The 15693-nt window shown below is 57.0% G+C and carries 15 protein-coding genes and 1 pseudogene; 13 read left to right on the top strand and 3 right to left on the bottom strand.

Translation table 11 applies throughout. The annotated features are described in order from the left end of the window. Nucleotides 1-160 precede the first annotated feature (160 nt). The 3 genes from ACQY5R_RS14930 to ACQY5R_RS14920 all read left to right on the top strand — a co-directional run bounded on the left by ACQY5R_RS14930 (nt 161) and on the right by ACQY5R_RS14920 (nt 3982). Nucleotides 161-1495 (top strand): sigma-54-dependent transcriptional regulator, encoded by a 1335-nt coding sequence (locus tag ACQY5R_RS14930; protein ID WP_428609796.1) that lies wholly within the window; start codon nt 161-163, stop codon nt 1493-1495. A gap of 12 nt (nt 1496-1507) precedes the next feature. After that, nucleotides 1508-3592, top strand: coding sequence for a sensor histidine kinase (locus ACQY5R_RS14925; protein ID WP_428609795.1), 2085 nt, complete (start codon nt 1508-1510; stop codon nt 3590-3592). Nucleotides 3593-3715: 123 nt separating this feature from the next. Then, complete coding sequence (locus tag ACQY5R_RS14920; protein ID WP_428609793.1) at nt 3716-3982, top strand: hypothetical protein; 267 nt, start codon at nt 3716-3718, stop codon at nt 3980-3982. A gap of 45 nt (nt 3983-4027) precedes the next feature. On the opposite strand, the gene ACQY5R_RS14915 is transcribed toward ACQY5R_RS14920, so the two are convergent. Further along, nucleotides 4028-4942, bottom strand: a complete 915-nt coding sequence (locus ACQY5R_RS14915) for a substrate-binding domain-containing protein (protein ID WP_428609792.1) — start codon at nt 4940-4942, stop codon at nt 4028-4030. A gap of 344 nt (nt 4943-5286) precedes the next feature. On the opposite strand from ACQY5R_RS14915, the gene ACQY5R_RS14910 reads away from it, so the two are divergent. The 7 genes and pseudogenes from ACQY5R_RS14910 (at nt 5287) to ACQY5R_RS14880 (ending at nt 11135) form a co-directional block, all read left to right on the top strand. After that, nucleotides 5287-6036: an OmpA family protein gene (locus ACQY5R_RS14910; protein ID WP_428609791.1), complete on the top strand. Its 750-nt coding sequence runs from the start codon at nt 5287-5289 to the stop codon at nt 6034-6036. Beyond that, the gene (locus ACQY5R_RS14905; RefSeq protein ID WP_428609789.1) at nt 6033-6194 is read left to right on the top strand and encodes a hypothetical protein; all 162 of its coding nucleotides are present in this window, start codon (nt 6033-6035) and stop codon (nt 6192-6194) included. The genes ACQY5R_RS14910 and ACQY5R_RS14905 overlap by 4 nt, the downstream gene beginning before the upstream one ends. Then, complete coding sequence (locus ACQY5R_RS14900; protein ID WP_428609787.1) at nt 6172-8361, top strand: marine proteobacterial sortase target protein; 2190 nt, start codon at nt 6172-6174, stop codon at nt 8359-8361. The genes ACQY5R_RS14905 and ACQY5R_RS14900 overlap by 23 nt, the downstream gene beginning before the upstream one ends. Further along, entirely contained in the window at nt 8358-8972 is a 615-nt protein-coding gene (locus ACQY5R_RS14895; RefSeq protein ID WP_428609786.1) for a class GN sortase, read from the top strand. The genes ACQY5R_RS14900 and ACQY5R_RS14895 overlap by 4 nt, the downstream gene beginning before the upstream one ends. Nucleotides 8973-9175: 203 nt before the next feature. Then, a complete protein-coding gene (locus ACQY5R_RS14890) occupies nt 9176-9694 on the top strand; it encodes a PAS domain-containing protein (RefSeq protein WP_428609784.1) in 519 nt (172 codons plus the stop codon). Next, a pseudogene (locus ACQY5R_RS14885) lies at nt 9669-10574 on the top strand (methyl-accepting chemotaxis protein); the annotation flags it as partial. The gene ACQY5R_RS14890 and the pseudogene ACQY5R_RS14885, both read left to right, overlap by 26 nt. Nucleotides 10575-10577: 3 nt before the next feature. After that, a complete protein-coding gene (locus tag ACQY5R_RS14880; protein WP_428609853.1) occupies nt 10578-11135 on the top strand; it encodes a CZB domain-containing protein in 558 nt (185 codons plus the stop codon). 46 nt (nt 11136-11181) lie between these two features. On the opposite strand, the gene ACQY5R_RS14875 is transcribed toward ACQY5R_RS14880, so the two are convergent. Continuing rightward, nucleotides 11182-11454, bottom strand: a complete 273-nt coding sequence (locus tag ACQY5R_RS14875) for a hypothetical protein (protein WP_428609782.1) — start codon at nt 11452-11454, stop codon at nt 11182-11184. 119 nt (nt 11455-11573) lie between these two features. Further along, nucleotides 11574-12605 (bottom strand): GTP 3',8-cyclase MoaA, encoded by a 1032-nt coding sequence (gene moaA, locus ACQY5R_RS14870; protein WP_428609780.1) that lies wholly within the window; start codon nt 12603-12605, stop codon nt 11574-11576. A 302-nt stretch (nt 12606-12907) separates the two neighbouring features. Between moaA and ACQY5R_RS14865 the strand changes: the two genes are divergently transcribed. From ACQY5R_RS14865 to ACQY5R_RS14855, 3 genes are read left to right on the top strand one after another with little or no spacing between them, the layout of a single operon-like run. After that, nucleotides 12908-13432 carry a DUF3305 domain-containing protein gene (locus tag ACQY5R_RS14865; protein WP_428609778.1) on the top strand — a complete coding sequence of 175 codons (525 nt, stop codon included), beginning with the start codon at nt 12908-12910 and terminating at the stop codon, nt 13430-13432. Next, a complete protein-coding gene (locus ACQY5R_RS14860) occupies nt 13429-13968 on the top strand; it encodes a DUF3306 domain-containing protein (RefSeq protein ID WP_428609777.1) in 540 nt (179 codons plus the stop codon). The genes ACQY5R_RS14865 and ACQY5R_RS14860 overlap by 4 nt, the downstream gene beginning before the upstream one ends. Nucleotides 13969-14027: 59 nt before the next feature. After that, entirely contained in the window at nt 14028-15650 is a 1623-nt protein-coding gene (locus tag ACQY5R_RS14855; protein ID WP_428609775.1) for a 4Fe-4S binding protein, read from the top strand. Nucleotides 15651-15693: the final 43 nt, after the last annotated feature.

The raw sequence follows: 15693 nt of genomic DNA, 5'->3' as shown, positions 1-15693 counted from the left end.
TTCGAAAGGATCGGTGTGTCCAGATCAGTCACTCTTTTGCAGTTGAATAACCAGATGCCCTGAAGGGCACGCACAGTGTTTAGTTTTTTAAATCCAACAGAAGGTGATGGCAGTGGGAGAGCACGTAACGGAGCCACTTGAGGCGGAGTCAAACACCCGAATGACCTCGGTCTTGATCGTGGATGATGAGCCGGGTATCCGCAGTTTTTTGCAGCGGGGTTTGCAGAAATATTTCGGACTGGTGGAGACGGCCGAGAGTGCCACCGCCGCTGAGATCCTGCATGAGCGCTGCTATTTCGACCTGATCATTGCCGATATCCGCCTGCCTGGCCGCACCGGTGTGGAGTGGGTGACCGAATTGCGTGAGCAGGGAGCGGCAACCGGGGTGATATTCATGACCGCCTACGCCGATCTGGAGACCGCCATCGCGGCGCTCCGGGCGGGTGCGGAGGATTTCATCATGAAACCGTTTCGCATGGAGCAGATGATGGCCTCAGTCAAACGCTATATGGAACGTCAAAAGATGCAGCGGGAGAATTTCGTGCTGCGCCGCCAGGTGGATCACCTCTTCGATAAATCCGGCATGGTGGGGGAGTGCGAGCTGATCCAGAATCTCTGCCAGGTGATCAAGCGGGTGGCACCGATGCCCTCCACCGTACTGATCGAGGGCGAGTCGGGTACCGGAAAAGAGCTGGCGGCGCGGGCGATTCATGAATGGAGCGGCCGTTCCGGCAGCTTTGTACCGGTTAATTGTGGTGCCATCTCGGCCGAGCTGCTGGAGAGTGAACTGTTCGGTCATATCAAGGGGGCCTTTACCGGCGCCCACCAGGCGCGCGAAGGGTTGTTTACCTACGCCAATGAAGGGACGCTGTTCCTGGATGAGATCGGCGAAATGCCGCTCTCCATGCAGGCGCATCTGCTGCGGGTACTGGAGGAGCGCACGGTGCGACCGGTCGGCTCAAATAAAGAGGTGCCGGTAGCGGTACGGATTATTGCCGCGACCAACCGGGATCTGAGTGAACTGGTGCGTAGCGGTGAGTTTCGTGAAGACCTCTTTTACCGGTTGAATGTGCTCTCCATCCGCATGCCCTCATTACGTGAACGCCTGAGCGATATCCCCATGCTGACCGAATACTTCAGCAAGTCGCTGGCGGCTGAACTGGGCGTTGAACCGCCACGTTTTAGTGAAGCCGATCTCGGCTGTCTTGGTAGTTACGACTGGCCCGGCAATGTACGCGAGTTGAAGAATGTGATCGAGCGTTGTCTGCTGCTCAACAGCACGCCGAGTCAGTGTCTGGCTCGTCCCGTCCCGGTCGGTACCGCCGACGAAATGGCGGAGAGTAGCCATGACCTGGAACTGGAGAGCGTGGAGAAGCGGCATATCCTGCGGGTACTGGAGAGCGAAGGGGGAAATAAATCGGCGGCCGCCCGGCTGCTGGGTATCTCGCGCAAAACCCTGGAACGCAAGGTACAGGCCTGGGAGATGGGTGGATAGGCCGCTGCTGCAGTGAGACTCATTTTAAAAGCGATCGAGCGGATTCAGGGGACGCTGCGTTATAAGCTGCTGACTCTGGTACTGTTCCCGATTCTGTTGATTATGCCGATCGCCCTGGTGATGGCGATCTACTGGGGTGCCAACGCCACCTACGATCAACTCTACCTCAAGGTTAACACCGATCTCTCCGTATCCCATGATATCTTTCGTCGCCTGCGGCAGGATTACCTGACCCAGCTTGGGCGGTTGAGTGAGTCTTACCCATTCCGCACGGCGCTGGAAGAGCACCGCCTCGACTCCGTTGCGTCGCAACTTCAGGCTTTGAAGCAAGCGTCCGGATTCAGCTATCTGCGTCTGTTGGATCGCCACGGAAAAGCCTTTGTCCCGGCGGCTGACGGGAAAGCGGGAAAGCCATCCCCCTCGTTGCTGGCCGCGCTAAACGGAGAACCGCAGGTCGGTGTGGAGATTTTTAGCCAAGCGGATCTGGCGCGGTTGTCCCCGGCTCTGGCCAGGCGATATCACCTGCCGCTGATCGACACCGATAAGGCCCGTCCCACCCGCCGCAAGATCGAGGATCGGGCCATGATGATTCGTGCCGTGTATCCGGTGCACGATCTGCGGGGAGAACTGGTAGCGGTGCTGGAAGGGGCGGTCTCCCTGAATGGGAATTTTGCCTTTGTCGATACTATACGTGATCTCGTATATGGACCCGGGAGCTTGCCGGAAGGCAGCATCGGTACGGTAACCGTATTTCTCGATGATGTGCGGATCAGTACCAACGTACCGTTACGTCCCGGTGAGCGGGCGTTGGGTACGCGGGTCTCCAACGAGGTGCGTACCCAGGTGCTGGATCATGGTGAGGTGTGGATCGACAGTGCGTTTGTGGTGAATGACTGGTATCTCTCCGCCTATGAACCTATCGTCGACGTCCAGGGTAAACGGGTGGGTATGCTTTATGCCGGTTTTCTGGAGGAGCCATTCAGGACAGAGTTGTGGCAGGCACTGGGTATCCTGGTGTTGCTGTTTTTGATTCTGATGGGGATTTCGTCCCTGTTGGCGGTGGTGGGTGCCAAGTCGATCTTCAAGCCGCTGGAAAAGATGAGTCAAGTGGTGCGGGCTACCCGTGAGGGTGAAGCGAAGCGGGTGGGTGTGATCGCTTCCCGAGATGAGATCGGTGAATTGGCCCGGGAGTTTGACGCCATGCTGGATCTGCTCGCGGAACGCAATCGACAGATCAAACTTTGGGCCGATCAGTTGGAAGACAAGGTCAGGGAGCGCACGGCCGAACTGCAGAGCAAGAACCAGGACCTGCAACGGACTATCCATGCCTTGCGCGAAACGCGGCAACAGTTGGTGGTGGCCGAGAAGCTGGCGGCACTGGGTGAACTGACAGCCGGCGTAGCTCATGAGATCAACAATCCGACCGCGGTCATGCTGGGTAATCTGGATGTCATTGCCGCCGAACTGGGGCCGGCGGTTAAGCCGGTGGAGCATGAGATCAGGTTGGTGATGGAACAGATCTACCGAATCAAGGATATCGTCAATAATTTGCTGCAGTATGCCCGTCCGAACGAATACGCCGGTTACCTCAGTCACGTGGATGTCAATGGGGTGGTAGAGCATACTTTGGCGCTGGTGCGTCATCTGCGAAAAAAGGCCGAGTTTGATATCGTGTTATCACTACTGGCGACATCCGCGGTCGAGATTAATGAACAAGAGCTGCAGCAGGTGCTGGTCAACCTGGTGGTGAATGCCGTGCATGCCATACAGGCAGCGGGTGGTGTGATCGAGATCAGTACTCGGGACTGGAATGATCAGGGAGTCGTCATCGAGGTGGAGGATAACGGCGAAGGTATGGATGCGGCAGCAATCAGTCGGGTATTCAACCCGTTTTACAGCACCAAGCGGGAAGGAGAGGGGAGCGGTCTCGGATTATCGGTCAGCTATGGATTAATCCGCCGGTACGGCGGCAACATTACCGTTACCTCACAACCGGGTCAGGGGGCCCGCTTCTCCGTCTGGCTGTTGAGTCATCCGGTCATGGCGAGTGATGAAGAGACCATCGAGGAGCAATTACATGCCATGCACCCGTTGTAAAGGGGGCCGCAAGACTCCTAAATGGGCATTTCGGCTATAGTTTCTAGAGATGAGTGATGGTCGAGGGTAGGCGCGGGGCGGTGCATCGGGCTATTATCCAGGCAATTGATTTAACACTAATGAATGATCGAAGGTACGGTTATGGTAGATGAGCATGGGCTGTTTGTTGAACAAGAGCTTGAGAGACTGGATAAAAAAAGACGGGAGCTTTTGGACCAGCATACCAAGCTGCTTGAAAAAAACGCTTATCTGGTTCAGTGGGGGCAGGTGGTGTCGGCCATGCTGGCGGATGGCAGCATGACGGTCGATGAATGGAGTACCCGCTGCTTTCAGTATCTCGAAGGTGAACGACTGGATATTGCTCTGAAGGGGTTGAAAAATCCCGAATAGCGATTCTTGCCAAATCGATATGGCGGTCGCTGACGACGGCCGCTTCTACTCATCTCCCCAGACCAGATCTCCCGCGCCATCCAGATTGTAGCCGGTCAATATATCCGCCATCGCTTGGCAGGGTTGGGATTTCAGTCGGGCCAGGAGTTCCTGGAACAAGCGTCTAAACCAGATGGCCCGAGGCAGTGCCAAGTCGAAAGAGACCCAACCGCAGGGAATGAATCCTACGCCGTATTCGGTGGCTGTCGCCCGGGTGCCGGGCGCGATGTCGGCGCGTTGCATGGTAATGGCCGCGGCCGCTTCGCGTTCTGACAGTGCGGTGATCGTACCGTTTAACTGATCCTTGTTAATCCCATAGTGGCTCAGCAGCTCCAGCAGGAAACGCTGTGCGCCGGATCCGGTCTGGCGTAGCGCCCAGCGGTAATGAGGGTTGAACAGTTGCTGAGGATCCTCGATTTCCCGCGCGAGCGAGGGTGTGGTGATCAATCCCTGTTCCCGCTTAAAGGCGCGAATCAGCACCCATTGACGATGTTGGGAATATTGGCTCAACAGAGCCGGATGGCGCATATGACTCTCGGCATCCGGGCCCCAATGGACCCCGCAGGCATCCACCCGGTTGGCTTGCAGCAGATCGAGTCCCAGGCGGGTACTGGTCGGGGTATAGCTGATCAGGGCATGCGCACCGGTCTCGCGCGCAAAATCCTGGATCAGGTGAAACAGTAGGGGATCGTCGCCGCCCGATATGACCAATCTGTCGGTCAGTAGTCCGCCATGCGTGGAGTCCAGCATCCAGCGATCCACCAGTTCGCGTGGAAACATCCACTTGCCGGTGATCTTGGTAGCGGGGATACCGCCTTCATTGACCAGGGCGTAGATCTTTTTTTCATTCAGGTGCAGGTATTCGGCCACCTGTTTGACACTCATGAATACATCGCTATGGGCTGACATAACGGCTGCCATCTGTGAATTCTCTTGCGCTGCCTACTGGATCCTGGTTAATCAGGCAAAATTCATACCGTAACCCCGGTTCTCCCACTCTGCCGCTCTAGCGCTCAAGCGATCAACCCTGACTGTGTCAAATCGTACCGCCACGGTAACGGGGCTGGTCCGATTTGTCCCACCGTGGACAAGTCATTTGGACAAATTGCCACATTTTTGCCCGAATCTGTCACGGCATCGCCCGATGCGTGAAAGCTGCCTGCCATTCTGTTCCTGTTTAATGCCTGCAACACAACAAGCAACCGGCGCCAGTCAGGAAGACGCTCTCACCAGGGACGGTGCGCTGGGCCAAGCAGGAGTCGGACATGAACAAGACAACAGCAATATCTCTGGTCGCCGGCATGGTACTGACAGCCACTGTCGGCGCTTCCCCGGCGATGGGGCCAGGGGCCGAATTAGGGCTGGAGCAGTGGCAAGGTGGTGGCGCGGCGCAAGACGCCGATCGTTCTCCACCACCCTGGCGTGGTGTCGGCATCGGCGCGATCGTTGGCGCCCTGCTGGGTGGTCCGCCCGGATTTATTGTCGGTGCCGCAGGCGGTGTGCTGGTCGAGCAGAATGCGGGTCTGGAATCCGATCTGCACACCGCGCGGCAGGAGGTGGAGCGGCTGGCACGGCAACAGCGTGAAGCGTCTGTGCAGCGTGAATCACTCAGCCGTCAATTGAGCGCCGAGCGGGAGCATTATCGAGGGCAGTTAAAGGCGCTCGCCGACGGCTTTGTTTTCCGCATTCGCTTTCGAACTGGACAGTCTGTCATGGAACCGGAAGCGCAACATGACCTGGAGCAGCTCGCGCAGGCCCTGGCTCCTCTCCCCTATCTAGTCCTGACGTTGGACGCCTACGCGGATCGTCGGGGACGGACTGAGCAAAATCAACGTTTGAGTGAAGCCCGTGCCGAGGCCGTGATACGTCCGCTGATTCGGCACGGTGTAACGGCCGGGCGCCTGGTCAAGTTGGCACACGGTGAAGATGCCGCCCGTTATCCGGCGGACGATCCGGAGGGTCTGGGTTACGACCGGCAAGTGGTTATCCGTATGCAGTACCGGGAGGTGCCATGAACCGCTTGATGCAACCGCTCAGTGAGCACTTTCTCTACTGCTCTCCGGAGGCGATGAACCGGGAGCTTTACCGACTCAGTCCGAATCCGCGGACCGACTATGACCAGAATCAGAAAAAAACTAAAGGGGAACGTCATGGCAAATCAAAAACCGATTAATTATTTGATGAAGGATGTCTGGTTTACCTCCCTCGCCTCGCTGTTGGCCGGGGTGCTCACCGCCATCCTGATGGGATTGCTGGTGTTCTTTTTTATTGCCCCGGTGGAGGCGGCGGAGACGGTTCCGATGGAGACGTCTTCGGTAATCCGGCCTGATTCGGTGCAGCACGGTTCGTTGCTGCTCAGATTGGCCAGCGGCGGTGCGGTGTTAGATGCGCCGATGCTGCATACCGATGTGGCGATGCAGGTCAGCGGTATGCTGGCGCGGGTCAAGGTTCGGCAGCGTTTTAAGAATCCCGGTACGGAGTGGGTCGAAGGGACCTATGTCTTCCCACTGCCGGAAAGCGCGGCGGTAGACCGCATGCGGTTACGTATCGGGGAGCGTGTGATCGAAGGTGAAATCAAAGAGAAGGAAGAGGCTAGAAAACATTACGAGTCGGCTAAGCGGGCGGGCAAGAAAGCGAGCTTGTTAAGTCAGGAACGACCCAACATCTTTACCACGGCGATAGCCAATATTGCTCCCGGTGAGACGGTGCAGGTGGAGATCGAGTACCAGCAGAGCATCCCCTACGACCAGGGTCAGTTCAGGTTGCGTTTCCCACTGGTGGTGGCACCCCGCTATATCCCGGGGAATCCCGTCGGCCGTTCCGAGGTGGTGGCATTCCAGGGCAGCGGATGGGCGGAGAATACCGATCAGGTAACCGATGCTTCCCGCATCACGCCGCCGGTGGTGGATCCGCAGGAAGGTTCGAATAACCCGGTAACAATAAGCATCCGGCTCGATGCGGGTATGCCGTTGGCTCGCCTGGAGAGTAGTTACCATGCCGTGACCCAAGAGCAGGATGCACAGGGTGTTATCCATCTTGCTCTGAAAGATAGCCAGGTGCCGGCGGATCGGGACTTTGAACTGTTGTGGGTGCCCAAGACAGGCGCCGCTCCGCAGGCGGCACTGTTCAGTGAATCGTGGCAAGGTGATGAATACGCGCTGCTGATGCTGGTGCCACCGGTCGCAGCACCGACCCAAACGCAACGCATTCCCCGGGAAGCGATCTACGTGATTGATACATCGGGATCGATGCATGGAAATTCCATTCTCCAGGCCCGTGCTGCACTCAAGTTGGCGCTGCAACGGTTGACGTCGGCCGATCGCTTCAATGTCATCCAGTTCAATCACCAAACTCACACCCTTTTTCCGCAGGCGGTGGCGGCCACTCCCGGCAATTTGCAGCGGGCCCGACAATATGTGGATGGCCTGGTAGCGGATGGCGGAACCGAAATGCTGCCGGCCCTGCAACAGGCCCTCAGTCGACAGGCCGAGCAAGGTGTATTGCGCCAGATCATCTTCCTCACCGATGGCAGCGTGGGTAATGAGCAGGCGCTGTTTGAGCTGATCCATCAACGGCTGGGTAACAGCCGGTTGTTCACGGTGGGCATCGGTTCGGCACCCAACAGCTTCTTTATGACCCGTGCTGCCCAGTTTGGGCGGGGTACGTTCACCTACATCGGCAAGGTGTCCGAAGTGGGGGAAAAGATGGCGGCGCTGTTTGCCAAACTGGAAACCCCGCGTTTGACTGAAATAAAACTGCATTGGCCGGCCGATCAGCAGGTGGAGATGTGGCCGGCGCGAATACCCGATCTTTATCAGGGCGAACCGGTTCTGGTGGCACTGAAAATGTCCCAGCCCAATCTGCAGCTGAGGTTGACCGGGGAAGCGGCGGGTAACACCTGGCAGCAACAGGTCACTTTACACGGTGGGGCGGCTCGCGCCGGCGTGCATCAGCTCTGGGCGCGGCGGAAAATAGCCGAATTGATGGATCGCAAGGCACAGGGTGTTGCCGAGTCCGAGGTGCGCCAGGCGGTACTGGATGTGGCGTTGACCCACCAACTGGTCAGCCGTTATACCAGTCTGGTCGCTGTGGATAAGACCCCTTCAAGACCGCAAACGGAGGGGCTGGCAGAAAAAGCGATGCCGACTAACCTGCCGCACGGCTGGAGTGCCGGAAAAGTGTTTGGCCACCTGCCGCAAACCGCGACGGCGGCCGAGTTGAATCTGCTGCTTGGGATGCTGCTGTTGATTGGAGCCGGTTTGCTGTCGCGCTTTCGCCATATTAGGTGGCTGTCGCCATCGACCTCCTTTGCCGGACCGGGGAGGGGGTATCGAACATGAACCGGTCAAGGGGCTATCTCATCCGCTTGCTGATTATCCTGTGCGTGCTGGTTGGTACCTGGCAGATAGCGGAGGGTGGCTATATCAAAGCGAAGGCGTGGCTGGCGCAGCAGTTGCTGCAGTCCGCTTGGGACACTACGTTGACAGGCGGGGAACGGACATATCCCTGGCCCTGGGCCGATACCTGGCCGGTTGCCCGCCTACGGGTAAAGCGGCTCGGTATTGACCAGATTGTGTTGTCCGGTGCCAGTGGTCGCAACCTGGCCTTTGGGCCGGGGCATATCGCAGGAACCGCCGCGCCCGGGGAGTCCGGCAACGTTGTGCTGAGCGGGCACCGGGATACCCATTTTCGCTTTCTCCGGGATCTGCAACCGGGAGACTGGATAGAGCTGACACCGGCCAACGGCAGGTCGCTGATCTATGCCGTTATCCGCAGGGAGGTGCATTCGCAGGACGATGTTTGGTTATTGAATCAGGATGCGTCGCGCTTGACGTTGATTACCTGTTACCCCTTCGATGCCTTGATACCGGGCGGCAGGGAGCGATTTGTCATCCGCGCCGAACCGGTACGGCCGATTGCGCAAGCGGCCAAGGCAGACATCTATATGTAGCTGACAATTTCGCTTTGCGTGAATCATTATTGATGGAGTGAGACTGAAAGTAGTATTTCTCTTTCCCCTTTATTTGCTTAGATCTGCTTCTAGACTTGATCTCAAGTAATGGAAAAGTTGGCCGAATAAACTACTAGAGTTATAGGCAGAAAAATATTTCCTGATACGGTCATTTATTTCAGGATTTCCGGGAAGGGGGCAAGGTGAAATATACCGTTCAACCGCTGGACCAGGAACGACAGCTTCCTGACGACTCCTACATTGTTTCCAAGACCGATCTAAAGGGCAGGATTACCTACGCCAACCGCATCTTCATGGATATCGCCCGCTATGAAGAGTCGGAATTATTGGGTGTTCAGCATAATCTTATCCGCCATCCTGATATGCCGCGGGGAGCGTTCAAGCTGGTATGGGACACCATTGCTCAGGGCCAGGAGGTGTTCGCTTACGTCAAGAATCTCGCCAAAGACGGTCAATATTATTGGGTTTTCGCCAATATTACCCCGGATAGGGATGCGGCCGGCAACATGACCAGCTACCTCTCGGTGCGGCGTAAGCCGCGTCGAGAGGCTATCGGTATTATCGAACCCATCTATCAGCAGATGCTCAGTATCGAAAAACAGCACCCGGTAAAGGAGCAGATGGATCACTCTATCCGTTTCCTGGTGGATGCATTGAACAGCAAGGGGGTGAGTTATGAAGAATTTATCCTTGCAATCTAAATTAAAACTGCTGATCCACGGTTTCAACTTTCTGCTTTTCTCGCTATTGGTCACGCTCTTTATCCAGCATGGATTCAATATCTGGTATCTCGGTTTCTGGGTTGTCGCCAGCCTGTTTGGCGTGTATGCACTGGTCTCGATAAGGGAACCATTCCGGCTGGTAGAGGCGTTGACGGCGGTTTTGGAGGATGCCGCCAAGGGGCAGTTTACCCGCCGCATAACCGGTGCACCGGCGACGCGGGAGTTGCATGACCTGTCATGGCATATCAATGACATGTTGGACCAGATGGAGCCGTTCTTCAGAGAGGTGGATACGGCGTTCAGTTATGCCGTGGCGGGGAAGTTTTATCGTAAGACACAACCGGACGGGCTGCATGGGGAGTTCAAGCAGTCGCTTATTCGTATCAATGAATCACTGCAGGCTATGGAATCGGATGCCCGCTATGTGAACCGTAATGAGTTGCTTTCACGGTTAAGTACGCTCAATACGGAAAAAATGCTGATGAATCTAAAGCTCAATCAGCAGGATATGCTCAACATCACCGAACAGATGAGTGGGGTGGTGGATATCGCCGCGCAAAACAGCGAGGTGGCTGCCGAGGCGCAGCAGGCGTTGACGAGGATTACCGATGTACTGGACGGTATTATGAGCCGAGTCGATCTGACCGGTGAGGCGATTCGGAAACTGAATGAACGGAGTGCCGAGATGACGGGGATGATCACCCTGATTGCCGGGGTGGCGGATCAAACCAATCTGCTGGCGCTGAATGCGGCCATTGAGGCGGCACGGGCCGGGGAGCATGGGCGTGGCTTTGCGGTCGTGGCCGATGAAGTGAGAAATCTTGCGGCGAACACAAAAAAGGCAACGGATGAGATTACCCAGATGATCTCCACGATCACTGCAGACACCGAGAAAATGTTGGTGGATGCGGAGCAGATGGGCGCCATGGCCCATGACTCCCAGAGTGAGCTGATCGATTTCAAGCAAAAATACTCCGGCTTTGCTGAATCCTCTCAAGCGACATTGCAGAAGATCAGTTACGCCCAGTCGGTCAATTTTGCCTCTTTGGTGAAACTGGACCATCTGGTGTACAAGCAGAATGCCTACATGGCCGTCAATAAGGGTGCCGAGGCCGATGAGGCTTTGGTGGTGCAGGTCGACCATCACAACTGCCGCTTGGGTAAATGGTATGACGCGGGGGAAGGACGGGAGAAATTTGCCCACACAGCGGCTTTCAAGGCACTCGAGCCGCACCATGCCGGCGTACACCAAGCTATCCATCAGGCGATGCAGCATATCGGCCAGGATTGGGAGCAGGATCAAGCCGTCAAGGATCAGATATTAACGGCCTTTGAGTCGGCAGAAGCGTCGAGTGACCAGGTAATGGAACTGATTGACCGGATGGTGGAAGAGCAAAATATAACAACCCCTGCTCCTTAGTCTCCCCGGTGGCGGAGGCCAATTCATCTGTTAATCCCGCTTCGGGTTACTGGCGAACCGTGAACTCCGGGTGGCTGGCAACAAAATGCTTCAGCGCGTTCTCCAGTGCCTGCGCATGAGCAAAATTCTGGCAGCTTTTAGCGTGATCGATATCGTCCAGAATCATGCGTTTGATTACCACCGTTCCTTCCGGTAGATGGACCAGATACTGGGCCAGTTCAAGCGCAACAATCTCGGGGATATGTTCATGCTCGGCAATCGCCATGATCTCCTCTTCATCCAGTTCACAGAGGCCGAGACAATCTTCAAGGGTTAGCATGATACGATCCCTCCCGTTAGTTTCTCTCCAATGTTAACTATCGCAGATGACCGCCGTCATTGCGTTGATGCACATCAGGCGGTTGGGTGTTGCGTGGGACGGTTGACGGATCTTATGAGTTAGCCTCCGGTGGCGTTCATGTGCCGGAACAAAACCGGTTGGCTGGTCAAGTCGAAATCGTGTCCTTTAGGCTTAATATTCATGGACTCGATAATGGCCGCTCGCAACGGTTCGTCGTCCAGCGGGTGGGCGCGCAACACGCGACGCAGATCCATGGAGTGTTCCTGACCCAGACAGAGCAGTAGCCGGCCCTCCGCCGTCATCCGTACCCGGTTGCAGCTGTCGCAGAAGTTGTGACTGTGGGGCGAGATAAAACCGACCCGGGTATCGCTGCCGCAGATTTGATAATAACGCGAGGGTCCGCCCGTGGTCTCGGTGGTGGGCAGCAGCGAATACACCTGCTGCAAGTCATGCAGAATCTGATCACTTGAATAGTAAGCTTCGGCCCGGTCGTGCTCGTTGATGACCCCCAGGGGCATCTCCTCAATAAAGCTGATGTCCATGCCCCGTTCCTGGCAGAAACGGACCAAATCGACCACTTCATCGTGATTCCGATGTTTGAGGATCACGGCATTGATCTTGATTCGCTGGAAGCCGGCATCCAGTGCCGCGTCGATACCGGCCAGGGTCCGCTGCAATTCACCGGTGCGGGTGATGGCGTGAAAACGGTCCGGCTGTAGGGTATCCAGACTGATATTGATTCGGGTAACGCCGGCCGCCTTAAGTGCTGCGGCGTGTTGCGGTAACTGGGTGCCATTGGTAGTCAGGGTAAAATCGCGCAGTCCGCCCAGTTGGCCAAGAGACTGAAACAGCTGGATGATGTTGCGCCGGGTCAGCGGCTCACCGCCGGTGATGCGTATCTTGTTGACCCCAAGTTCCACAAATGTCTTGCCGATGCGGTAGAGCTCTTCCAAAGTCAGCAGTTGGGAGCGGGGGACAAACTGCATCTCTTCCGACATGCAGTAGACACAGCGCAGGTCGCACCGATCGGTTACCGATATCCTCAGATATTTGATCTCTCTGCCAAATCGGTCAATCAGCCGCTGGCTCGCGGATGGATTGTGGGTGGTGATGTTGTGCTGATCTTCCATAGCTGCTCCTCAACGCAAAGTTTAGAGGCAGCTGTCCGCAAAAACCATACCTATTTACTAGGGTTATTAAATTCCCAGCTTCTGAACAGATTGTCGCAACCAGGTGGGAGCGAGTCAGGCGGTAACTGGTGTCATTTGTCCCATCTTCCATATTTAGTTGTGACATTTTGCCGCAATTTTCAGGGCGTTTAATTCCTGCTGGTCGTCGCCAGGGCCTTGGTAGGTTGGTCGGCGCGGCAGCGTCGCGGCTGGTATGTTCTTTGCGAAGCAGTTGTCAATGAATGCTGGAAAAAGGCGACGCCATGACAAATAGACCCGCCAACGATCTGGATGGAGCGGTCCCCACCGATTTCTCGCTATCCGTGTTGATGCAGCGCTCGCCTTCGGCCAGCCCCTGGCAGGACGATCGCTGGGAGGCTATCGGTGTTACCGCTAAGCGCTGGGATCTGGCCGGCAAGGCTGAATCGGTCTCGCTGGTGCATGAGCAGGGTGAGATCCGGCAGTATCTCTATCCCGGATTCCGGCTGCGGCTGTATGCCGATGAGTGCGAAAGTTATTACCACAACCTGTGCGCACCCGACCCACACTGTTTCGTCATTGCCAATAACAACGGCGAGGGCGTGCCCGTACCTTTTTTGGTCAGCCTCAGTTTTGATGAAGCGAATGCCTATCAGGAGGGGGATGAAGAGGTCTATACGGTTGCCATGCCGCCTGAACTCTATCGTTGGTGTGAACTTTTCGTACTGAACCACTATGTACCGGAAAAGAAGAAAAAGCGTCACTTGACCGACTGGCGCAAAGAGGCGGACGGGGGCGTCAGGCCATGAGCGGCGAACCCAAAAAGCCGACACCTGTGGTAGCGACCGATGACTTTGTCTCTCGCTGGTCCCGCCTGAAACGCGCTTCAGCGCAAACGCCGGCGGGTAACCAGGAGGCATCGCCTCCCGCTCCGGTGGAGGCGGAAAAGGAGACCCGGTTGCCGACCGATGCAGATATGCCACCCATCGACTCCCTGGATGAAACCTCCGATTACACCGGCTTCCTGTCGGAAAAGGTCAGCGAAGCCTTGCGCCGCCAGGCGCTGAGGAAGTTGTTCCACAGCGAGGCATTCAATGTCTGCGACGGTTTGGATGATTATGCCGGTGATTTCACCAGTTTTGCCGCCCTGGGAGACATCGTGACCGCGGATATGCGGCACCAACTGGCGTTAGCCAAAGAGAAGTTAACGGCCGCCTTGGATTCCGATAGCACGGCCGACCTGTCGGCTACGGACGATCCCGTATCGGCGAATAGCGATGTCCCGCCGGTCGTCGAGCAGGCGGCACCTGAGGAAACGGATCGGGATGATACGGCACCGACCTGAATCGTGTCCGCGCGGCGCCCCGGCACACCTAATCTCACAGCGGATGACAGAACAGCAATATGAACGAACAGATAACCGATTCAACCGAAATACGTAACCAGCGTGCCCGGGAGGTGGCCTTGGCCGCGCTCAAGGGCGTGCCTGTCGATTCTACCGATCTGATCGAATTCCAATCCCAGGGGCGGGTGGTGATCATCGGCGGTGCCGAGGCGCTGGAGTTCGCGCCCCGGTTGGAAGCGCCCTTGCGGGCGCAGGTGTTGCTGACCGAGGGTGAAGAGCTGCCCGGGGTGCCGGTCATTTCACAGGCCGGCCGGCCACTGCAGATCTTCGGACATCTGGGGGCTTTCCGCCTGCAGCTGGGTGAACCGGGCAAACCCAACGCCGAGACGCTCACCGCGGATCTGGTCCTGGATTTGGGGGCCGTTCCGCAACTGGGCATGCCGATGAAGCCGCCGGGTTATCTGCACAGTGGCATCGATGAGACCAGTCTGGGTGGTGCCATCAAGTCGTTACGCGAATTGGTAGGGACCTTCGATAAACCGCGCTACTTCAGCTACGACGCTTCGATCTGTGCCCATGGCCGGGCCGGACATATTGCCTGTACCCGCTGTATGGACGCCTGTCCGGCCGAGGCGATCAGTTCACTGCTGGAACGGATCAGCGTGGATGCCCACCGCTGCCAGGGGGGTGGTGTCTGTGCCACGGTCTGTCCCAGCGGCGCGATACGTTACAGCTATCCACAACCCCGGGACACCTTGGAACAGGTGCGTCTGCTTTTGAAGACGTATCGGCAGTCTGGGGGAAGCCAGCCGGTGCTGGTTATCACGACCGATGTAGCAGGGGCGTTGTACGGGTTTCCCGCCAACACTCTGCCGCTGCAGGTCGAAGAGCTGGCCAGCGTCGGCCTGGAAGTCTGGCTCACGGCTTTGGCTTACGGGGCTGAGTCGGTGCTGCTGTGGGATCGGGGAGATACGCCGCCTTCTGTCGCGTCCGCTCTGCAACAACAGCTGCTGACCGCGGGCGAGATCTTGTCTGCCATGGGTTATCCCGACAGTGCGATTCGGCGGGTACGCGACGCCGATCAAGGGGCTGAATCGGATGGGGCGAAAATAACCGTTTCGCCGGCCAATTTCTCTGCCAACGGCAGCAAAAGACAAGTGGCCTATATGGCGATCGATCACCTGTATGAACAGGCCCCCCGCTCACGACCGATGGCGAGCCTCACCGTGGGGGCGCCGTTCGGTACCGCACAAGTGGATGCTAATACCTGCACCCTCTGCCTGGCCTGTGTCGGCGCCTGTCCCGGCAAGGCGCTGCTGTCCGGTCAGGATGAGCCGCAATTGCGTTTTATCGAGGCCAATTGTCTGCAGTGCGGCATCTGTACCCGGACCTGCCCGGAAGATGCGATTTGGATTACACCGCGGCTGTTGTTCGATCGTGAGCAGCGCAACCAGACGCGTCTGTTGCATCACGAGCCCCCCTTCTGTTGTACCGGCTGTGGCAAACCGTTCGCGACCCGGTCGGTGATCGAAAACATGCTGAAGAAGCTGGAAGGGCACTGGATGTTCCAGGACGGGCGGGCACGGCAGCGCTTGACCCTGTGTGAAGATTGCCGGGTGGTGGATATTGCCCAGGATACGGAGGCCATGGCCCAGGGGATCTCGGGTAAAACACTCCAGTAGTGCGGTTGGCTTAGTGTATTTGCTCCTTTTTGGTCATTTTTTT

The organism is Sedimenticola sp., from assembly GCF_050289425.1.
Lineage (GTDB): Bacteria > Pseudomonadota > Gammaproteobacteria > Chromatiales > Chromatiaceae > Sedimenticola.
The sequence above is the reverse complement of the archived record's forward strand: the minus strand, read 5'-3'. Positions and strand labels throughout refer to the sequence as shown.